The sequence below is a fragment of the Aquimarina sp. TRL1 genome, from assembly GCF_013365535.1.
GTDB lineage: Bacteria > Bacteroidota > Bacteroidia > Flavobacteriales > Flavobacteriaceae > Aquimarina > Aquimarina hainanensis.
Window position 1 is genome coordinate 4783065 of sequence record NZ_CP053590.1, and the last position, 19666, is coordinate 4802730.

General features: G+C 32.5%; 13 protein-coding genes. 11 read left to right on the forward strand and 2 right to left on the reverse strand.

Annotation, left to right across the window (positions count from 1 at the left end; all coding sequences use genetic code 11):
• Positions 1-413 precede the first annotated feature (413 nt).
• From HN014_RS19745 to HN014_RS19780, 8 genes are all read left to right on the forward strand, one after another.
• The gene (locus HN014_RS19745) at positions 414-1358 is read left to right on the forward strand and encodes an FHA domain-containing protein (RefSeq protein ID WP_176030555.1); all 945 of its coding nucleotides are present in this window, start codon (positions 414-416) and stop codon (positions 1356-1358) included.
• A 645-nt stretch (positions 1359-2003) separates the two neighbouring features.
• Positions 2004-6086: a TOMM system kinase/cyclase fusion protein gene (locus HN014_RS19750; RefSeq protein WP_176030556.1), complete on the forward strand. Its 4083-nt coding sequence runs from the start codon at positions 2004-2006 to the stop codon at positions 6084-6086.
• Between the two features lie 5 nt (positions 6087-6091).
• Positions 6092-6529, forward strand: coding sequence for a hypothetical protein (locus HN014_RS19755; protein WP_176030557.1), 438 nt, complete (start codon positions 6092-6094; stop codon positions 6527-6529).
• An 11-nt stretch (positions 6530-6540) separates the two neighbouring features.
• Positions 6541-7347 (forward strand): phytanoyl-CoA dioxygenase family protein, encoded by an 807-nt coding sequence (locus HN014_RS19760; RefSeq protein ID WP_176030558.1) that lies wholly within the window; start codon positions 6541-6543, stop codon positions 7345-7347.
• Positions 7340-9472 (forward strand): TOMM precursor leader peptide-binding protein, encoded by a 2133-nt coding sequence (locus HN014_RS19765; protein ID WP_176030559.1) that lies wholly within the window; start codon positions 7340-7342, stop codon positions 9470-9472. Before HN014_RS19760 ends, HN014_RS19765 begins: the two co-directional genes overlap by 8 nt.
• 47 nt (positions 9473-9519) lie before the next feature.
• Entirely contained in the window at positions 9520-10800 is a 1281-nt protein-coding gene (locus HN014_RS19770) for a lysine 2,3-aminomutase (RefSeq protein WP_176030560.1), read from the forward strand.
• 253 nt (positions 10801-11053) lie between these two features.
• On the forward strand, positions 11054-12010 hold the full coding sequence (locus tag HN014_RS19775) for an FHA domain-containing protein (protein WP_176030561.1): 957 nt from the start codon (positions 11054-11056) through the stop codon (positions 12008-12010).
• A gap of 300 nt (positions 12011-12310) precedes the next feature.
• On the forward strand, positions 12311-13561 hold the full coding sequence (locus HN014_RS19780) for a phosphatidylserine decarboxylase (protein WP_176030562.1): 1251 nt from the start codon (positions 12311-12313) through the stop codon (positions 13559-13561).
• An 83-nt stretch (positions 13562-13644) separates the two neighbouring features.
• Here HN014_RS19780 and HN014_RS19785 read toward each other — a convergent pair whose 3' ends face one another.
• Positions 13645-14316 (reverse strand): DUF4377 domain-containing protein, encoded by a 672-nt coding sequence (locus tag HN014_RS19785; protein ID WP_176030563.1) that lies wholly within the window; start codon positions 14314-14316, stop codon positions 13645-13647.
• 326 nt (positions 14317-14642) lie between these two features.
• Here HN014_RS19785 and HN014_RS19790 point away from each other — a divergent pair, with 326 nt between their 5' ends.
• The 3 genes from HN014_RS19790 to HN014_RS19800 all read left to right on the forward strand — a co-directional run bounded on the left by HN014_RS19790 (position 14643) and on the right by HN014_RS19800 (position 18096).
• Positions 14643-15197: a hypothetical protein gene (locus HN014_RS19790; RefSeq protein WP_176030564.1), complete on the forward strand. Its 555-nt coding sequence runs from the start codon at positions 14643-14645 to the stop codon at positions 15195-15197.
• 270 nt (positions 15198-15467) lie between these two features.
• Positions 15468-17273, forward strand: coding sequence for a hypothetical protein (locus HN014_RS19795; protein WP_254884047.1), 1806 nt, complete (start codon positions 15468-15470; stop codon positions 17271-17273).
• A 121-nt stretch (positions 17274-17394) separates the two neighbouring features.
• Positions 17395-18096 (forward strand): hemerythrin domain-containing protein, encoded by a 702-nt coding sequence (locus tag HN014_RS19800; RefSeq protein ID WP_176030565.1) that lies wholly within the window; start codon positions 17395-17397, stop codon positions 18094-18096.
• Here the strand turns inward: HN014_RS19800 and nadB are convergent.
• Positions 18086-19660, reverse strand: a complete 1575-nt coding sequence (gene nadB, locus HN014_RS19805; RefSeq protein WP_176030566.1) for an L-aspartate oxidase — start codon at positions 19658-19660, stop codon at positions 18086-18088. The genes HN014_RS19800 and nadB overlap by 11 nt on opposite strands.
• Between the last annotated feature and the right edge of the window lie 6 nt (positions 19661-19666).

The window sequence follows — 19666 nt, forward strand, 5'->3', positions numbered from 1 at the left end:
AAAAAACAGTGTGAAACTCCTTACATTATATTTTTTACAAATTTACATAAAAAAAGAATATTCAACCACAATATTACACACAATAGTATAATATTATATACTATTGTAATTAGAACGAAGTAACCGTATACTAATAAAATTAAGACAGAGACTTTTATATACTACCGCTACACTACTTTTCCTAAAAACCATCATTATTAGATATACAACAGGTATTTTCACCTATTGGAACATGATACTTTTCAAATTAGATTTGTTTTACTTTTAAACCTATACCTGTTCGTACGTATTTTTAATCAATCATTTTATAAAAACACCTGCGTTTGAAAACATAAAATATTTTATAAACTTGATAAGAAACCTACTCCCATTCTCAAGTTATATAGGTTCAATTATTATTAACAACCCCAAAAATGGCAACCCTAAAAGATAATCAACTTGGTAAAGTTATTGTGCTAAGCACCCAGCATCTATTTGGTAGAAATAAAGCCGTAGTAAACACTTTTTTACCGGAAAATGATGTTTCAAAAAGTCATGCTATTATATTTTGGAAAGGGGATTCCTGGTATTTACAAGATCAAAGCAAAAATGGAACACTTGTAGATAACAAATTTATTCACAATGATATTATTCAATTAAAAGTTGGTCAAAAAATAAAATTCACCCAACGAAATGACTCTTTTTGGAAAATTACAAACCTCAACAAACCCTGTAGTTATATTCAAAATATTTTTGATGCTTCTTATATAGAATTAGATCTCGGAGTATTATTAATTAATAATGATGTAAAAGATTGTATGTTATACATTAATGAGGACAAAAAATGGATTTTAGAAAATGATGAACGATCTATGATCATTAATGATGGGGATTTTATCCGTTTTCAAAATCAACATTGGATATTTCATAAAAATGAAGACCTTGAAGATACAGTACGCTCTAAAAACATCCTAAAAAATATCACATTCTTATTCGAAGTATGCCCCTCTTATAATGAAGTTATTATTACGGTTTTAATCAATGATTATAAAATCGTATTAGGCGCATCTTCATCTCACCTTATTTTACTTTTATTAGCTAAAAAAGTACAGGAAGATATGTCTCTGGAAATCCCTTCATCCCATATCGGATGGATAAAAACCGAAACGCTCATCGATGTTCTCAATGAATCTATCTCTGGACATATTGATAGTCATTTCATCAATGAACAGCTATATCAAGTAAGAAAAGAATTATACGAGATTGAGAACTATGGTCATCTATTAGGTAGTCTAATCGAAAAGAAAAATGCACGAATTCGCTTTAATCATTCTCGCATTGCTATTACAGAATCATCAACATCATTAAAAATAGATTAAACAAGTAAAAAACAACAAACTCATATTATAAAAAAATAACAATGAACTATCACACCCTATATTTCTGTATATCTGACAATTTATAATAAAAAAGTAAGAATTAACTTTCATAAAAATAAAAAATGTAGTAATTATATTACATAAAAAATCTTAAAATAAAATTTTGATAATCTAAAAAAATAGTAAATTGTATGCGGTTTTGTAGCCATTTTTATCCTTTTTAAAAATAAAATGTAATATAAAACCTATTAATAAACCTACCCTAAAAATGAGTACTTTACACAACAATTTACTTTCAGTAACTGGTATTATATCATTTCATTTTTTTGAAATGATGAACTATAAAAACAATGTTACTTATTATCAAAAAAGAAAAAGTACTTGCTTTTTATCTTTACTCAATACTATTCCCTGTAAAAAAACAGTGATTGTATTAGCAAAAAAAAGAATTTTCAGAAAGCAGGGCTTCAATCTTCGGGAGCATTTTTCAAGCATATTCATACCTCTATTTTCTATAAGAATCTCTTTTTTAAGGTTTTGGTTACAATCTATTGTCGCTATAAGGTAGTACTACTGCATCCTAACGAATTGTTTTTGAGCAATTCTCACAACGATACTAAAAAATCTTGCTAATAATTTTTCACAATGAATACATCTAACAATCAAAAGGCTGATTCGGACCTAGAAATAAAGAACTATACCATTATTGAACTTATTGGGGAAGGTGGTTATGGAAAAGTATATAAAGCACTTCAGAAAAGTACAGAACAGACCGTAGCTATCAAACTACTTAAGTTTAGTCTAACACTAGACGAAAATAAAAAGAAACAGCAGATACATCGTTTCGAAAGAGAAACTAAACTCTGTGCTGAAATCAGCCATCCTAATATTGTAAAAATGTTAGATAAGGGCTATACAACTACTGGAGAGCCTTTTGCCGTATTTGAATATATTTCAGGAGTTACCCTAAAAGATTTAATTATAAAAAACAATGGTCTTGCTCCTCAAAAAGCAGCACTTCTTATGGGGCAAGTTCTGGATGCATTGGTCAGTGCTCATAAGAAAGGAATTGTACACCGGGATCTAAAACCTCAAAATATCATGGTAACCAATACAGGAGCTGCCCCAGTGGCAAAAGTATTGGATTTTGGTATTGGAGCGATTACTCATGAGGTTCGATCCAAAGATTATATGAGCCTTACTCTAACTAAAGAAATGGTAGGGACTCCTGCTTATAGTGCTCCTGAGCAATTACGGGGAGAAGCACCTACCGTAAAATCCGATTTATATGCCTGGGGATTGGTATTAATAGAGTGCCTTACCGGGCAGCCGGTAATCCACGGAAACTCAGTTGCAGAAATTTTCCAACAACAATTACATCCCAGTAATATTGTATTGCCCGCATCGCTGGCAGGTCATGAAATAGCTGATATATTAAGAAAAGTACTTGACAAAAAATCCCGTACCCGAATTGGAGATGCAACCCGATTGTACAATGATTTTATCAAAATAAATTTCCAATCACTGGTTGGTAACCTCAGTGAGAAAAAAGTAACACACGCTATTGATAGTGATACCGAGGTCAATGAAATGGTTTGGACCCCAACTGCCAATGAAAAACGACAAATCAACGTTCTGGCGATTAAGCTCGGGATGACAGTAACCAAACAATGTGCACTTGACACAGAAACTATAGAGACAATTCACCAAGATCAACTTCGCAATTGTGAAGATATTGCTATTCGCTATGGAGGATATACTGCCGGAAAAATTACGAATAACCTGCTTATTTATTTCGGATATCCTCAAGTAAGTGATAATGATGCGCGAAGAGCAGGAAGAACTGCTCTGGAAATCATATCTCAGATAAAGCGAAGAGGAGAAACCTTGCTACAGCAACAAGGCCTGGAATTTCATATTAGAATCGCTATTCACTCTGGAGATGTAATGATCAACCCCAATGCAACCCCTGACGGAAAAGTCCCTGGAACCGCATTTGATCTTTTATATCAAACACGTGATAATTCCGTTCAGGTTACTGAAACTTCCAAAAAATTATTAGATCCGTATCTTGTTTTTAAAAAACCTACCCATATACAATTAGCTTTTTCTCATGAAGCCATCCCTATTTATGAACTGGTTGGGGAACACCAAATGGAAGCTTCTTCATTCTTACGTCCATGGAGTGCTAATAGAGCAATGATCGGTCGTATTAAAGAAAAAAACACAATTCTATCTGCATGGAAAGATACAATCACAGGAAACGGTTCCTCTATATTGATAAAAGGGAGAGCTGGTATCGGAAAATCCAAGTTGATTTATGAGATAAAAAAAGAAATCCATCAACAACAATACGCTATAAAAGAGTGCAGGTGTCTCCCGGAGCACCAAAATAATGCCTTATATCCTTTCTTTTATATGCTTCGTAATCATTGGGAAATTGACACCATACAAACAGTGGTAGAAACCATTGCTATACTCGAAAAGGAATTAGAAAAAATAGGTTGTGAATTAACCGAGAGTATGCCTATCCTCTGCTCCTGGCTTTCCATTCCATTACCGGACTCTTATACGATTACCCCCAGTCCGCCTGAACAACAAAAAAACATCCTGTTTTCGATATTAAAAAATTATATCCTCTCTTTAGGAAACGATCTTCCTTTTCTTCTTATTATAGAAGACCTTCATTGGACTGATCCCACCAGTAAGGAATTTATAGAATTCTTACTAAGTGATCTCTCCGATCATTCATTATTGATGATCATGACAGCCAGGCTGGAATTTACTCATGAATGGAAGCAAACATACCATCGAGATATTTCATTAAAAACACTCTCTAAAACATACACCCGTAATCTGATACTTGGTGTATTAGAAGGAGGAGAACTCGATCAGGAAACTTTAAACTATATCGCACAAAGAACAGATGGAATTCCTCTTTATATAGAAGAACTTACTAAAATGCTTCATGATCAAGGTTATTTGACTCAGGAAGATAACTTATACCAACTAATCAAAAAAGAAGCAATCAAGAATATTCCGGTAACCTTAAAAGATTTATTAAATGCTCGCTTAGATACTCTTGGGTTTGCCAAAGAAACTGCACAATTAGCTGCTGCAATCGGAAGAGAATTCTCCTATGACATTCTGATAAAATCTTCCTTACGGGATGAAGGACTGGTACAAAATGATCTGGATATTCTGGTCAGTGCCGATTTAATTTATCGTCAACGAAAAGTAGAAGGAGAAAGTTATATTTTCAGACACGCATTAATTCGTGATGCCGCTTATGACGGGATGGTTTCTTCTTATAAAAAAGAAGTACACCTGAGAATTGCCGATGCCTTAAAAAATGAATTCGAAACACAAACGTTTATAGATGCTTTCTTAATTGCGACGCACCTTGCTGAAGCCGAAAAATATGAAGAAGCTTGTGAATACGGGATTAAAGCAGCCAAAAATTCTCTAGAACATTCTTCTAATTTAGAAATAAAATCAATAACTAATTCTTTACTTAATTGGGTTCCACAAATAAATGACGAAATAGTGAAAAACGCTATTGAATTCAAAGTCAATTTTTTAAGATACCCATCGATCACAGCAATACATGGAATAGGTCATGAAGAATTAACCAATCTTAGTACTAGGAATAATGAAATTGATAATTTTCTAACTTCGAAAAATTATTTTGAGCATAAGAAAGATCAATTTAATACGAGATTTCTTAATTCTTTTACTTTATTACAAAATGAATTATATACAGGTAATTATGACGCTGCTATAGAAATAGGAGAAGAAATTTTAGCTGAATCAGAAGTTTTGAAAAATAGACATTATAAAATATTAGTCCTACCTAGTCTTGCTCAGACATATCACATTAAAGGAAACTTAACAAAGGCTGAACAACTTTTAAATACAGGATTAAAACTATACAATGATAATGAAGATAAAGAACTATGGAAAACTTTTGGTATAGAGGCTAAAGCTAATAGCTTATATATCTTAGGTTTTTTAAAATGTTGTTTAGGTGAAATTGATAATGCATACAAATTATGTAATGAAGGGTATGAATGGTCAGAAAAAATAGGATGCTCAATGTTCAGTGATTTTGGAAAAGTATTCTCATGTTGGATTGCTTATGTATGTAATGATAAAGAAAAAATTGATGAGACTATCTCTTCTTATTTTATAAAGACTAATAAGAGTGAGAAAGAATGGGCTGGTTCTTATGGAATTTTACTATATGAATGGGCAAAAAACTCTAATAAATATTCAGAATCATTTATAGATAATATTATACTTCAAAAAAGAGTTGGAGGATTATCTATATGGGAGTCCTTACTAGGAGAGATTCATTCAAATATTGGGGCGCATCAATATGCCATTAAACGAATGAAAAGCACATTAGTCAGAGCAAAAGAATTAAATGAAAAATGGGGACTTCCATTTGTTCATAAATCTTTAAGTCAAGCTTTTTTTAAAGAAAAGGGGTACATTTCTGAAGAATGTAAAAAACATTTCTTACTTGGAATACAAGAAGCTAAAAATCAAGGAGCTAAATGGATTGAATTAAATATAGCTTATTCTTATTGTGATCTTTTAATTAAAGAAAATAAAAAAGAAGAAGCTTTAGAATTATTAACCCCTTTAGTCAATGAGTTTCCCCAAACAACGGAAGCTCCTTTATATAAACATTCATTAAAATTAATTATAAACAACAAAAATTAAACACTATGATCAATAGCAAAGATGAGTACGAAGGTGATGAAAATATATTAATTGGAATCAAAGACAATGATGAATGGAAAACTGCATTTCTTCGTTTAGTCTGTGATATTTGGAGTAATAAAAACATAAATGGAAAAGATGTCTATGAAATGGATTTTAAAGAGATTCGGGAACTTTTTATTAATCGATATAACTACACTCCTCCATCTAATCTTCGTATTACACTTACAGAATACAAAGGACAAAAATCGTATAAAAGAAATTTAGAAGAAAAGAAGGTTAATGGATGGTATGAAGTATTGAAGGATAATAATTCAGAAAATGCTTATTTTTCAACTGTCCAAATGATGGTACCTCCCAAACCTGAAAACGATGAGGACCTTGCTGCTGCTGTAACTGATTATATGGCTGCTGGAAAAGCATATCCTTTCACAATTGCCTAAATTTTATCGAAATGACTCTTAAAAAACAATTCAATGAAGATGGGTTTATTATTTTTTCTGACCCTTTATTTGATAAAAAAAGTTTGGAGTTAATTCGTCATAAGTATACAAACATCTTTAAAGGAAAGGAAAATCATTCTTTTCCTTTAAAGAATTGTTGGAATATTGGAAATCTCGATTTAATTCAAAAAATAGATCAATCTCATCTCTATGATCCATTAATACTAAACTTGTTAAAAAGTAATGTTTTTGGTAAAAAAGCTGCGGAGATTACAAATGCAACTCGAATATCAATCTGTGCTACCCATTTCTTTTTTAAGCCTTGTAATGGAAGTATGTTAGGTAATATAGGATGGCATACTGACTCTAAATATGTTGATTTCGAAAATGGAACATTACTAGGCGCATGGATACCTATAAGTGATGTCTCTGATGACTCCGGGACTCTAACCTTTTTAAAAAAATCTCACTTTTGGAAACAGAATAATATATCTCCTGCTAACGATGGAATGGAAAGAAACCTTAAAAAGCAAGCTACTATAATACAAAAAGAAGCTCCTGTTAATTATAAATGGGAAGAAACTCCTATGATCTCTAAGTCTGGTGGATTGAGTTTTCATCATAACAATGTCTGGCATTATAGTCAAGAAAATACTTCTTCCGAGGATAGAATGAGTATTTCGATAGCTCTTTTTATAGAAGAAGACAATCAATTAGAGAAACTTACATCTATAACAAATAAATTATGGCCTATTTCAGAAAGTAATAACTCCCCTATAGTAATATATGACAGAACACAAACCCCACTAAATGATTGATTTTGATAAAAAAATTGGCTGGCACCCAAAATTTACCAAAAAAGTTATTTCTAGGAATGAAATTATTTTGATTGGCGAAAATAATGACCACCTATTTACAAATGACAAACACAAAAGAATAATTAATCTTGCTAATGGAAGTAAAAAAGTTTCTCAATTTATTGATGAAATTCCAAGCTTTATAGAAAAAGCCTCCTTCCTCTACTCTATTAAAACCCTTATTGATAAAGAAATTTTAGCTCCTTTACAAAGCGAAAAAGAAACGCTCTACCATCTTCCAAAAAAAACAAAAGATATAGAAATACATGATGATGTAACTATCTATAACTTATCACATATAAGTAGTACACTTCTTCAAAATATTTCAATATCAAAAAAAAATATCTCACTTATATTTATTGATAATTATTTAGACCCAAGATTACATCTGATTAATAAAAAGCATGTTCACTCTCAACGCCCATATGTGCTTATTAAATTGACAGGTTCAAAACCAATGATAGGTCCATTTCTATCTATGAAAAAAAAACAACCATGTTGGAAATGTTTATCTAATCAACTACTTCAAAATCGTCCGATCCTCAATTTTCTATTAAAAAAAAATGTAGAAAACTATATCTCTCACCCAATATATCTTCAGAATGTAGAAATAGATTTAAAATGGGTTACAACAGTAATAAATGATACAATTAAAAATGAAAATACCTGCTTTGAAATCAACTTACAAAACAATATTATTCTAAAAAAACACATTGTTCATAATAAACCCCAATGCTCAATTTGCGGAGATAGACTACTTCTAAAAAAACAACTTCAATCCCCAGTAAATCTGCATAGTTGTTTGAAGAAAGAAAAAATGGATGGAGGATCGCGTTCAATGAGTCCTGATGAAACTTTAGAAAAACTAGATAAATACATAAGTCCAATAACCGGTGTTATTTCTGGTTTAAGTTTTATATCAGAGAAAAAACAAAATACAATTACTATCTATAAAAGTGTGTATTTTAAAACCCCTAGTCCTCAAGAAATAATTAATAATTCATCGTTTAGACAAATTTCATTAGGTAAAGGAATTGTTAATGACCAATCAAAAGTCAGTGCTTTGTGTGAATCTATTGAGCGATATGCTGCACTCTATCAAGGTGATGAATTCTATATAAAATCAGCTCCTGACAACCTAAATAAAAGGTACTACTTACCTTCTCAATTAGCCAAATTCAGTAAAAACCAATATCAAGATTATATAGATAACAAGTTACCTTCTAATATCCTTAATCATTTAGTGAATATATATGATACAACCATTCCTTTGCATTGGACCCTCACTTGGTCTTTGACAAAAGAAGAGTTTGTCTACCTACCATTTAATCATTGCTTTTCAAATACACCTTTTGATCATGATAAACAATATATACATTGGAGTTCCAATGGATGCGCTGCCGGAAACTCAATAGAAGAAGCGATCATTCAAGGATTCTATGAACTTATAGAAAGAGATGCTTCTGCTATATGGTGGTATAATAAAATAGAACGACCACTAATTGATTTATCGACTATACAAGAAGGTAAGGTGTTCAAAATTCATGAAACACTTAAAGATGAATGGGATTACTGGGCACTTGATATTACAAATGATTTTGATATTCCTACAATTGCAGCTATTGCTCAACACAAGAAAACTGGAGTATTTTGTTTTGGCTTTGGGTGCCACTTAAATATAGAAACAGCATGTACACGAGCATTAACAGAATTATGCCAATTAATACCTGTTCGAGAACAGAAAAATGCACCCTTTGACTTTAATGCTATCGAAGAAGAACAATTTCTTAAAGGAAATGGAAATAAAAAGAAACTTTCTAGCTATCAAAATAATGAAAGTAAAGATATCAAAAATGATATTATATGGGGAATAAACAAGGCTAAAACACTTGGTTTTGAACTACTAGTCACAAACTACAGCAGACCTGATTTACCTATCAAAACAGTCAAAGTTACTATTCCTGGATTATGTTTTATTTGGCCTCAATTGGGAAATGAAAGGCTTTACAATCTGCCTATAAAACTTGGTTGGTCAAAACAAAAGTTACAAGAATGTGAATTAAATGAAATGGGGTTATATGTGTAATCATACCCCACTTATTAAAATATAATAGATCAAGGAACAACGTCAAAATGAAATTTAAATCCTATACAAGTAAAACCTTTAAAAAAACTACTTATTACTCAAATTTACCTGTGGAAGAACGCAAAGTATTTGATGTATTAACTCGAGTTTTTCATTTCAAGATTAATAATTATGTTATTGATACATTAATCAATTGGCAAAAAGTACCAAATGATCCAATATATAAGCTTGTCTTTCCTAGAAAAGAAATGTTACATATAAATGATTATTTGAAACTCATAGAAATACAGGAAAGTGGTTCTGAAACTGAGTTATTGATTTTTATAAATCATGTAAAAAATAAAATGTTTCCGAAAATCAATTACAATGAGAATTGTGTTCCTATCCATAATGGAAGTTTACTAAAAGGAGCTTACCGGTCTTTTAAAACAACTTTAGCTCTTTACCCTAATCCAATGGTAAAAACATGCCATAGTTATTGTTCTTATTGTTTTAGATGGGTAACTTTTAACGATTACGAAATGCAAAATGCTTCTTCATATGATTTCCCTTTAGCTCCCGTATCTTATTTAAAAGAACATAAGGAAATTACAGATGTTGTATTCACCGGAGCTGATCCTTTAATTATAAAAGCTGATACTTTAAAAAAATATATAGATCCGATTTTAGATATTGAATCTGTTAAAGTAATTAATATAACGTCCAAATCTTTGGCGTGGTGGCCCTATCGATTCATTACAGATGTTGATTCTTATGAGCTCCTTAATTTATTTGAATATATTATTTCTAAGGGAAAACATCTTAATATATTAGCTCATTTTACACACTCCCAGGAATTAGAAGGAGAAATAATCAAAGAAGCCACTCAACGTATAAAAAGAACTGGGGCTATTATACGATGTCAAGGACCATTAGTTAGAGATATAAATGACTCAACAGAGGCTTGGGTCAACTTATGGACCAAACAAATAGAGTTGGGATTAATTCCTTTTTATATGCTTATGGAAGCAGATCATAATAAAGAAAGTTGTTTTAAAATTCCTTTAGATAAAGCACTCCATATATTTGAAGAGGCACAAAAACAAACTTCAAGTATGAGTCGTACAGCTAGAGGTCCTGTATTTGTTAATGACGTACACAAAATCTTAATTGATGGAACTATTGATATAAATGATCAAAAATATTTTGTATTAAAATCTTTACAAGCTCCTCCTTATACAGATGGAGAAGGTAGTATCAAATTATTGCCATATGATAAAGACACGAAGGGTCCTGAAAATCTTTTTGAATTGTTTGAGGAAAAACAAATAGATACAATTTCTTTATAAACTACAAAATACGTATCTTATTAAAGAAGTGAAATTATCAGGTATTTTTACTTATTTAAAGCTGAAAAAATTAATTTTAAATTTGTAGTACAATTATTACATTTTTAGTTTTTATTTGTATATCTTAAACATTAATACAAGTATTTTTGGTTTACAAGAACTAAAAAACAGTCTGTTCAGAATTGTATTACTTTAAGTTGTCAAACGAAAAAACCTGTAATACAATTAGTTATACAATTAAAATCTCTTAACCATGGCAGTTCTAAAAAATAATACCTTAGGAGACATTGTAGTATTAAATACACATCATGTATTTGGTAGAAATCAATTTACTGCTAATACACATATTCAGGAAAATGACGTTTCCAAGTCTCATGCAACTATTTTCTGGAAATGTGGGATTTGGTATATCAAAGATCATAGCAGAAACGGTACGTTAATTAATGGAAAATACATTACACATACTACTGTAAAATTGTCTAAAGGAGATACTGTACAATACGGTAGAAGCAATACCACTAAATGGGAAATGGTCGATGACGATACACCTAGCTGTTATCTAAAATCATTGACTTATGAAAATAAAATTCTATCGTTGTCCTCTTGCCTGGAATTATGCAATGAAGAAGATCCAGAAATTACATTCTATTGTACACAGGACATGAAATGGAAAGCAGAAAAAGGGGGTAAAACTATTGAGCTTTTTCAGGGGATAACCTTAGAATTTAATAATGAAGAATGGATGTTTATAGAAAATAGTAGTCTCGACGAAACTATTGACTATAGGCAGATTATTGATCGTGCATATTTTGTATTCACACTGAGTGCCGATGAAGAAAATAGCCATATCAAAATAGTGATGAATGAGCTGGAGTTAGATCTTGGAACCCGAGTTCATAATTATTTACTACTTACCCTCGCCAGACAACGATTATCTGATGCTAACTTAGGTTATGTATTCGATGATCAAGGGTGGGTATCCTTAACAGATCTAACCATTGATTTAACGAAAGAATTCGGAAAAGAAATTGATATTTATTATGTAAATCTTCAAATTCATCGTCTGAGAAAGTTTTTAATAAAACTGGAACCTTATGGCTACCTTTTCTCTAATGTTATAGAACGAAAAAATGGAAAAATACGATTTGTACACCGCTATTTCAAAATCATCAAAGAAGGACAAGCTATAGGAGAAATCCTATCAGTATAACAAAAGCATAAAAAAACAAGTAGAAAAAGCCTGCAATAGCAGGCTTTTTTTATGGCTAATATCTTCCTGCAAGTGCTACGTCTATTTCTTTTTAATGATTCATTTGATAAAAAATAATACCGATCCCCTCAGCCTTAATCATTTGAACGAAACAACCCTTTTTAAACTATTAAAAACCAATACTTTATTTATGATTTCCCCTCAACCTCAATAATGATTTATTAAATACCTTAGTAAGGTGTAGGCAGTACCCTCTGCCAATACAACAACACATAAATCTTAAAACCAAAACCAAAAAAAATGGAAAGCACATTTATTGATGTACTACAAAAAGGAGTTGCTAAAAAACCTAAAAAAGCAATCATCTACAGACACGAAGAAGTCGTTGTAGAATTACAGGAAATAGTTCATAACCATCCGATGCTTGGAGATGCGATCACTGCTTCTCTTATCGCAGCAAAAAAAATTGCTGTCGAAAAAAAATTAAAGAACATGGATAAGTTTGAATGGCCTCAGACCCTTAATGAATATTACAGCTATCTGGACCGGTTTGTAAGATGGATTCCTACTGAAGCCGATATCAGTTCTAAAGAAAATTACGATCAGGAAATTATGAATAAGCTATGTCATTTTTACTGGTTAATCAATCATGTACAAAATATTCCTGTTTTCTCCGAGTGGCTGGTCACCTTTGCCAATGACTGGGGAAGTTTTCTGAATACACCAGAATCCATTACCCCAGAAAGTTTACAGTCTTTTATGAACCAGCCGCTATTTAAGATGGAAGACTATATGATCCCTCCAGGAGCATATACTCCAGAAGGTAAAGGAGCGATTCCTAATAACGCTAGCGGATGGCTAACATTTAATCAATTTTTTGCCAGAGAAGCACTCCCTGGAAAGAGACCTGTTGATGAGATGAGGAATGATCAGGTAGTAGTATCCCCAGCTGATGCCGAATTCAAAGAAGAATTCCCAATTAATGAAAATTCCGAAATTATCATCGATGGAAAAGCCTCCCTAAAAACCAAACGTATTAAAGGGACACACGCCTATTCAATCAAAGAATTAATTGCCGGAAGTGGGTATGAAGATGCTTTTGCCAATGGAACTTATATGCATTCTTTTTTATCTCCATATGATTTGCATCGTTTTTGTGCCCCGGTGGCAGGAGAAGTAAAGTATTCCAAAGCGATTCAGGGAAAGGTGTTTCTGGAAGTAACAATTACTGATGATGGAGAATTCGATGCACCTGATAATGCAAGTAATGGGTATGAGTTTAAGCAAACTCGTGGCGTATTAATTTTAGATACCGGAGAGAAAAACGGACTAGTAGCTGTAATACCTGTTGGAATGGCACAGGTGTCTTCTGTAAATATGAATGCTACTGCCGGGGTACATCTATTCAAAGGACAAGAATTTGGATATTTCTTATTCGGAGGATCTGATATTATTCTTCTATACCAGGAAAAAAGTAATTTTAAATTAGAAATTGGTAATGAAAAGAAAAAACTTGCAGGAAACAAAATCGGAGTTTTCCAAACCAGCTAGTTATTTACTATTTTCTCATTTCCTAACACATGTCAACTAACAACCTAAGAACGGAAAGAGGCTCTAAAAAGAGCCTCTTTCTATTATAATAACTTCGCCAGAATTAATATTTCTTTTTGATTCGCATCTAATAAGTATAATTTGTTGTTTTCGATACGATACGACATCACTTCTTCTAAAGCTCTGAAAAACTGATGCTCCATATCCGCCTGTTCGCATAACATTTTTGTACTCATCATAGGTCCCAATTGCAATTGAGTTTTAGTAGCTTTTTGGATACTTCCCGAGAATCGGTTACATCCTCCCATACCAAACACCTTATTTTCTGCTATATTTATTTCCATATAAGGTTTGGCATTTTTAGGGATACTAGTTTCTTTTAGTTTTATCAACTTCCAGCTATCAGACAATCGTAATCCCTCATCTTTTTCTTTAGAAATCACCCGTATTAATGTATATTTTACAGAAGAAGCATCTGCAGGAACCATTTCTACAGGAATATCTGTTACTCCTACTTTAATCTTATATAAATATCCCGGTTCATATGAAAACCCTTCTATCGTATCATAAAATAACTCCCAGTCCTGAGATACTCCTGTTCCTTCTTTCTTAACAGAAAAACAGCTCATAGGTGCAACTCCCATACAAGGAACTTTAGCACTATGTATCCATAATATTTCTTCTTTTCCAACTTTTTTAGAAGATGCACATCCCAAAAATACAAACACAAACAGTATTGTTAATACCTTATTCATATGATTATTCTTTAGTTAATAGTTATTTATCAAACTCTAATTCAACAACTTGTAAAAGCTAAATCTGCCAACATAACAACTCCTTTCTGGAATAATAATCCATTCGTAGGGTATCCCCTGCTCATCATTCTACAAACATGCTGTATTATATTTTGCAAAGATATTTGTTTACTTTCAAAACTTACTGATTAATATCATTTTATAAGTCAACTATCTCAGCAATAAACACCCCAAAACTGTATTGAAATATCATGAAATATTTTATCACTTTACAAGCGATATATTTGAGTATTGAATACATTTTAAACAAAATAAACAACAAGAACATGAAAGTATTAGATCAACCACAAGGAACCGCATGGGGGATGTGGTCTACTTGTACCCCGGCGGATAGTGATTCTAAAAATGTCATACACACCATTACCAAAAATCTATCAGGAGTCTATTACAAACCCTTATACGTAACCAGGCAGGTTCTGGCAGGAATTAATTATAAATTCTTTTGTGAAGTAGAAACCGCTTCAAAAGATAGTCATACCTTCTATTCATTGCTTTCTATTCATGAACCATTACATGGTTATTCCTATATTACTGAGAAAAAAACATTCGACGGAACAAACCTTTCTACAGGATGGTCATATTATGAACCGATAACTTCTATCACCGGGAAAATATTTGAAGAAGCAACTGAAGAACTTCCTGGGGTTCACTATAAACCTATTGCTGTATCTATCCTGGTAAATCAGGGATTTTTCTATAAATTTTTATGCTATAGTAAAGGGTTATATGAAAATACCCATACCCATATTACACTTATTACCATTCATGAATCTATTAGTGGTTCTCCTTTAATTCAAGGAATCGAAACAATAATAAAATAACCTCATTTATAATAAAATACCGCCATATCATCGCAATTGGTATGGCTTTTTTTATTCTTTCTTTCCTCTAAACAACACCCTAAATATGATTTTTATCATATTTTGCCTCCCCTTCATCCCCTACCTTGCATCGTTTATATCAGGTATACTACGAGTTTAGTACCATTTTATGGTTATATAGTTTCTCTAAAATGTATGGAGAGCTATTCAAAACACCTATCTCTCATCTGATATCAACCTTTAAAAATTAATTTAATTCAGATCATACGCATGAAGACACACACCTTTCATATTCCTGTGATGGGTATTGGTTTTACCATTGACACTCCCCTCAAAGTTGCTCCACTAGGTATTGATTCTGCCATATCGCTGGTAGATGATATCCTCATAGAAAAGCTCAGAAAAATGTACTGTTCTAAATTCGAAATTCCATATAAAGAAATTACAGATAAAATTGATGATTTTAGAGCAAAACGAATTACTTCTTATCTGAATTTAATCCACAAACTGGCTGAAGAAAAATTCGAAAAAATCAAAAATGCAACTTTCGAAACAACAAAAGAAATAAAAGAGTATATCCAGATGCTTCCTGATTCTTCTGAGATAAAAAAAGAATTCAATCAGCTGACTCATCAATATTTCTCTCAGGCAGATATAAAAACATGGTTTAAGGAGCATCTTTCGTTAGGTAGTATTGATGTGAATATCATGACTAAAGTGGATAAGGATAATTATAACAAGAAAGAGAAACTACCTACTGCATACAATGATGCTCATGCAGCACTAAGGGGCTATGCTAACAGCACCCTTCACTCCTCTTTAATCTTATCAGCAGGAATGAATCCCAGATTGTATAGTTATATTGAGAATTTTGAAGATTTTTATCCCGATAAAAACGGGGTATTAAAGAAAAAATTAGTCCTCAAGGTCAGTGATTATCGTTCAGCTTTAATTCAAGGACGTTTTTTAGCCAAAAAGGGATTATGGGTATCTGAATATCGAATAGAATCAGGGCTTAATTGTGGGGGTCATGCCTTTGCCACAGATGGATATTTAATGGGACCTATTCTCGAGCAATTCAAAGAAAAACGTGAAGCATTGATTCAAACGGTGTATCAAACATTGGTTCCTGCACTGGAACAAAAAGGATTTTCTCCTCCTCAAAAACCATTTGCTGTAAAAATTACTGCTCAAGGAGGAGTAGGTACCTCCGAGGAACATCACTTTATTCTGGATCATTACCAGGTAGATTCTGTAGGCTGGGGTTCCCCTTTCTTATTGGTTCCTGAATCGACAACCGTAGATGAGAAAACAATGAACCAATTAGCAGCTGCCAGAGAAAAAGACTTATATCTCAGTGATATTTCTCCTCTTGGAGTTCCTTTTAATAATCTCAAAGGAAACACCAAAGACGAAGAAAAAGAAAACAACATAAAAAAAGGACGACCGGGAAGTTCATGTCCCAAAAAATTTGTTGCACTTAATAAAGAGCATAATGATAAAGGACTCTGTACTGCTTCCAGACAATATCAATATCTAAAGATAAAGGAACTACAAGGTGCTAGACTTTCTGAGCAGACCTATCAAAAAGAACTTGCTAAAATCACAGAAAAATCCTGTACCTGTGTCGGCTTGGGAACCTCTGCCCTTTTAAAATATAACCTTGATACTAAAAAAGAAGGAACCGGAGTTTCTGTTTGTCCCGGTCCTAATATGGCCTACTTTTCAAAAGTTATGAAATTACGGGAAATGACAGATCACATCTATGGTCGTGATAATATGATTTCCCGAACAGATCGTCCCAACCTGTTTATCAAAGAACTAGGAATTTATATCAATTACCTCAAAAAAACATTTGACAACTCTAAACATCAAATGGATCAAAAACAACAAAAGTATCTGTGTACGTTTAGTAATAACCTAAAAGAAGGAATTTCCTATTATCAAGCATTATTTACGAATATCGAATCGTATTTTACTTCCTCTAAAAAGGAAATTCTGAAAGCATTAGAAGAAAATCAAAAAAAATTACAGAAAATCCTTATCGATATCACGAACACAAGCGCAACCTCTTAAAGTTTTTTGTTTTTTCAATACTTTTTAAAATATTTTAAGGATAATAACAGCTCCTATTATTATCCTTATTATACTTTTGTAATTTTAACACAAAATAAACCCTTAGTAGAAAATCCCCTTAATGATAGAAAAAGAAAAAATCATTTTAGAACTTATTAAAGAATATCGATATACGCTTGATATTCTCAATACTTATAAAATTGATTACTCTTCTTCCAAACATATACCAATCGGAACTATTTGTGATCGTAATGGAATTGTTTTTGAGAAAATACAACAGGATTTCATCAATAGACATAAGAGCTTGGAATACGATCAATGGTCATTAGATGCATTGGTAGAACACATCATACATCATCATCACCTTCATCTCACCCAACAAATTATCCGATTATTAAGACTATTCAATAAAAAAAACGTAGGTTTTGATTCAGACACTTTAATAGAAACCGAAAATATATGTTACGATCTCGCTAATCAATTAGCAACTCATATCGAAAAAAAAGAACTCATCCTCTATCCTTTTATAAAAGAAATGGTTAGTGTTCAGAAAACAGGAATGTTATTAACCTTTCCTAAATTTGCCACTGTTACAAACCCTATATTCAATATAGAAAAGGAATACACAGCCATAAAGAGTTCTCTAGAGAAAATCGATCTTTTATTGCAATCGCTTTCCAATACTCCGGCATTTGCTAAACCGGCTTTGTATTTACTAACAAAAAGCCGCGAAATTGAGGCAGTTATACAGCACTATGCTTTTGTAGAACAAAATATATTACATCCAAAAACAATTGATTTGGAAAAAAAGCTTACCTGGTGATTTTCTCTGTGACGAGATCTTTATTATAATACCCTCCCCTGTTCTCTTTTCTGGCAATCGATTGCGTAATGATCATATGTGCTACATTAATCATATTTCGTAGTTCGCATAACTCAACATGGATGCTATTATGCTTGTATAATTTTTCTACTTTTTTATAAATTTCAGCAAGGGAATACACTGCTATTTCTAACTCCTTATTACTGCGAACAATTCCTGCATATTGCCTCATCAATTTTTGCAAGTTCTTTCTATATACTTCTATAATTCTCATATCCAACAATGTAGGTATTTCTATCTCTACCCAATCAGGAATATCTATGTTCTCCATAGTTTCAGGAAGTAAAGTAGTATGGTGCTTATAAACCCTATCTGCAAATACCAATGCCTCTAATAGAGAATTTGATGCTAAACGATTTGCTCCATGCAGTCCTGTTCTCGAGCATTCTCCACAGGCATACAAATTATCTAAAGAAGTCTTCCCGTTTTCATCCACTACAATTCCTCCACAAACATAATGAGACGCTGGAATAACAGGAATCCAATCATTCTTAATATCAATACCACACTCAATACATTTTTCATAAATCATAGGAAAATGCTTTTTAAAAGCAGAGACCTCCAAGTGAGTGCAGTCTAAAAACACGTATGTAGTTGCCGTTTTTTTAAGCTCTTTATCAATGCATTGAGATACGATATCCCTGGAAGCTAGCTCTCCTCTGGTATCATATTGCAGCATAAAACGTTCTCCTTTTACATTTCTTAAAAAAGCACCAAATCCTCTAACAGCTTCCGATATTAAAAAAGAGGCTCCTTTATTTTTAGAATACATCGCAGTTGGATGAAACTGAATAAATTCCATATCTTGTATATTCGCCTTTGCCCTATATGCCATTGCAATTCCATCCCCGGTAGCAATTGCAGGGTTAGTAGTATGCCCATATACCTGACCAATCCCTCCTGATGCTAATAATGTATTCCCAGCTTTTATCGTTTTTACCGCGTTGGTTTTCTGGTCAAAAACATAGACTCCGAAGCATTTCTGGATATTTTTGGCTGTTGAATACACCTGATGCTCTGTGATAAGATCAATTGCAAAGTGATGTGTTAGTAATGTTATATTAGGTAGCACATCTATTTGTTGCAACAATGTTTTTTCTATTTCATAACCAGTACTGTCTTTGTGATGTAGTACTCGATACTCAGAATGCCCTCCTTCTCTTCCCAAATCAAATTCTCCATTTTCTCCCGTATCAAACGATGCTCCCCAATTGATCAGTTCCTGCAATAATTCGGGACCCTCTTTTACAACTAATTTTACAATTGACGCATCACACAACCCATCCCCTGCTATCAAGGTATCAGAAATATGTTTTTCAAAAGAATCTGTTGTTCTATTAAGAACAACCGCGACGCCTCCTTGTGCATATTTAGTATTTGATTCCTCCTCGCTCATTTTTGTTATAATTGTTACATTCCGCGTAGGGAATCTCGAGGCAATTTTAATCGCATAAGTAAGCCCCGCTATTCCAGAACCTATGACCAAATAATCTGTATATATCATAAGGAA

What these genes read in the sequence shown, in the direction of transcription:
- HN014_RS19745 (WP_176030555.1), top strand. Translation starts at nt 414, where the DNA reads ATGGCAACCCTAAAAGATAATCAACTTGGTAAAGTTATTGTGCTAAGC.
- HN014_RS19750 (WP_176030556.1), top strand. Translation starts at nt 2,004, where the DNA reads ATGAATACATCTAACAATCAAAAGGCTGATTCGGACCTAGAAATAAAG.
- HN014_RS19755 (WP_176030557.1), top strand. Translation starts at nt 6,092, where the DNA reads ATGATCAATAGCAAAGATGAGTACGAAGGTGATGAAAATATATTAATT.
- HN014_RS19760 (WP_176030558.1), top strand. Translation starts at nt 6,541, where the DNA reads ATGACTCTTAAAAAACAATTCAATGAAGATGGGTTTATTATTTTTTCT.
- HN014_RS19765 (WP_176030559.1), top strand. Translation starts at nt 7,340, where the DNA reads ATGATTGATTTTGATAAAAAAATTGGCTGGCACCCAAAATTTACCAAA.
- HN014_RS19770 (WP_176030560.1), top strand. Translation starts at nt 9,520, where the DNA reads ATGAAATTTAAATCCTATACAAGTAAAACCTTTAAAAAAACTACTTAT.
- HN014_RS19775 (WP_176030561.1), top strand. Translation starts at nt 11,054, where the DNA reads ATGGCAGTTCTAAAAAATAATACCTTAGGAGACATTGTAGTATTAAAT.
- HN014_RS19780 (WP_176030562.1), top strand. Translation starts at nt 12,311, where the DNA reads ATGGAAAGCACATTTATTGATGTACTACAAAAAGGAGTTGCTAAAAAA.
- HN014_RS19785 (WP_176030563.1), bottom strand. Translation starts at nt 14,316, where the DNA reads ATGAATAAGGTATTAACAATACTGTTTGTGTTTGTATTTTTGGGATGT.
- HN014_RS19790 (WP_176030564.1), top strand. Translation starts at nt 14,643, where the DNA reads ATGAAAGTATTAGATCAACCACAAGGAACCGCATGGGGGATGTGGTCT.
- HN014_RS19795 (WP_254884047.1), top strand. Translation starts at nt 15,468, where the DNA reads ATGAAGACACACACCTTTCATATTCCTGTGATGGGTATTGGTTTTACC.
- HN014_RS19800 (WP_176030565.1), top strand. Translation starts at nt 17,395, where the DNA reads ATGATAGAAAAAGAAAAAATCATTTTAGAACTTATTAAAGAATATCGA.
- nadB (WP_176030566.1), bottom strand. Translation starts at nt 19,660, where the DNA reads ATGATATATACAGATTATTTGGTCATAGGTTCTGGAATAGCGGGGCTT.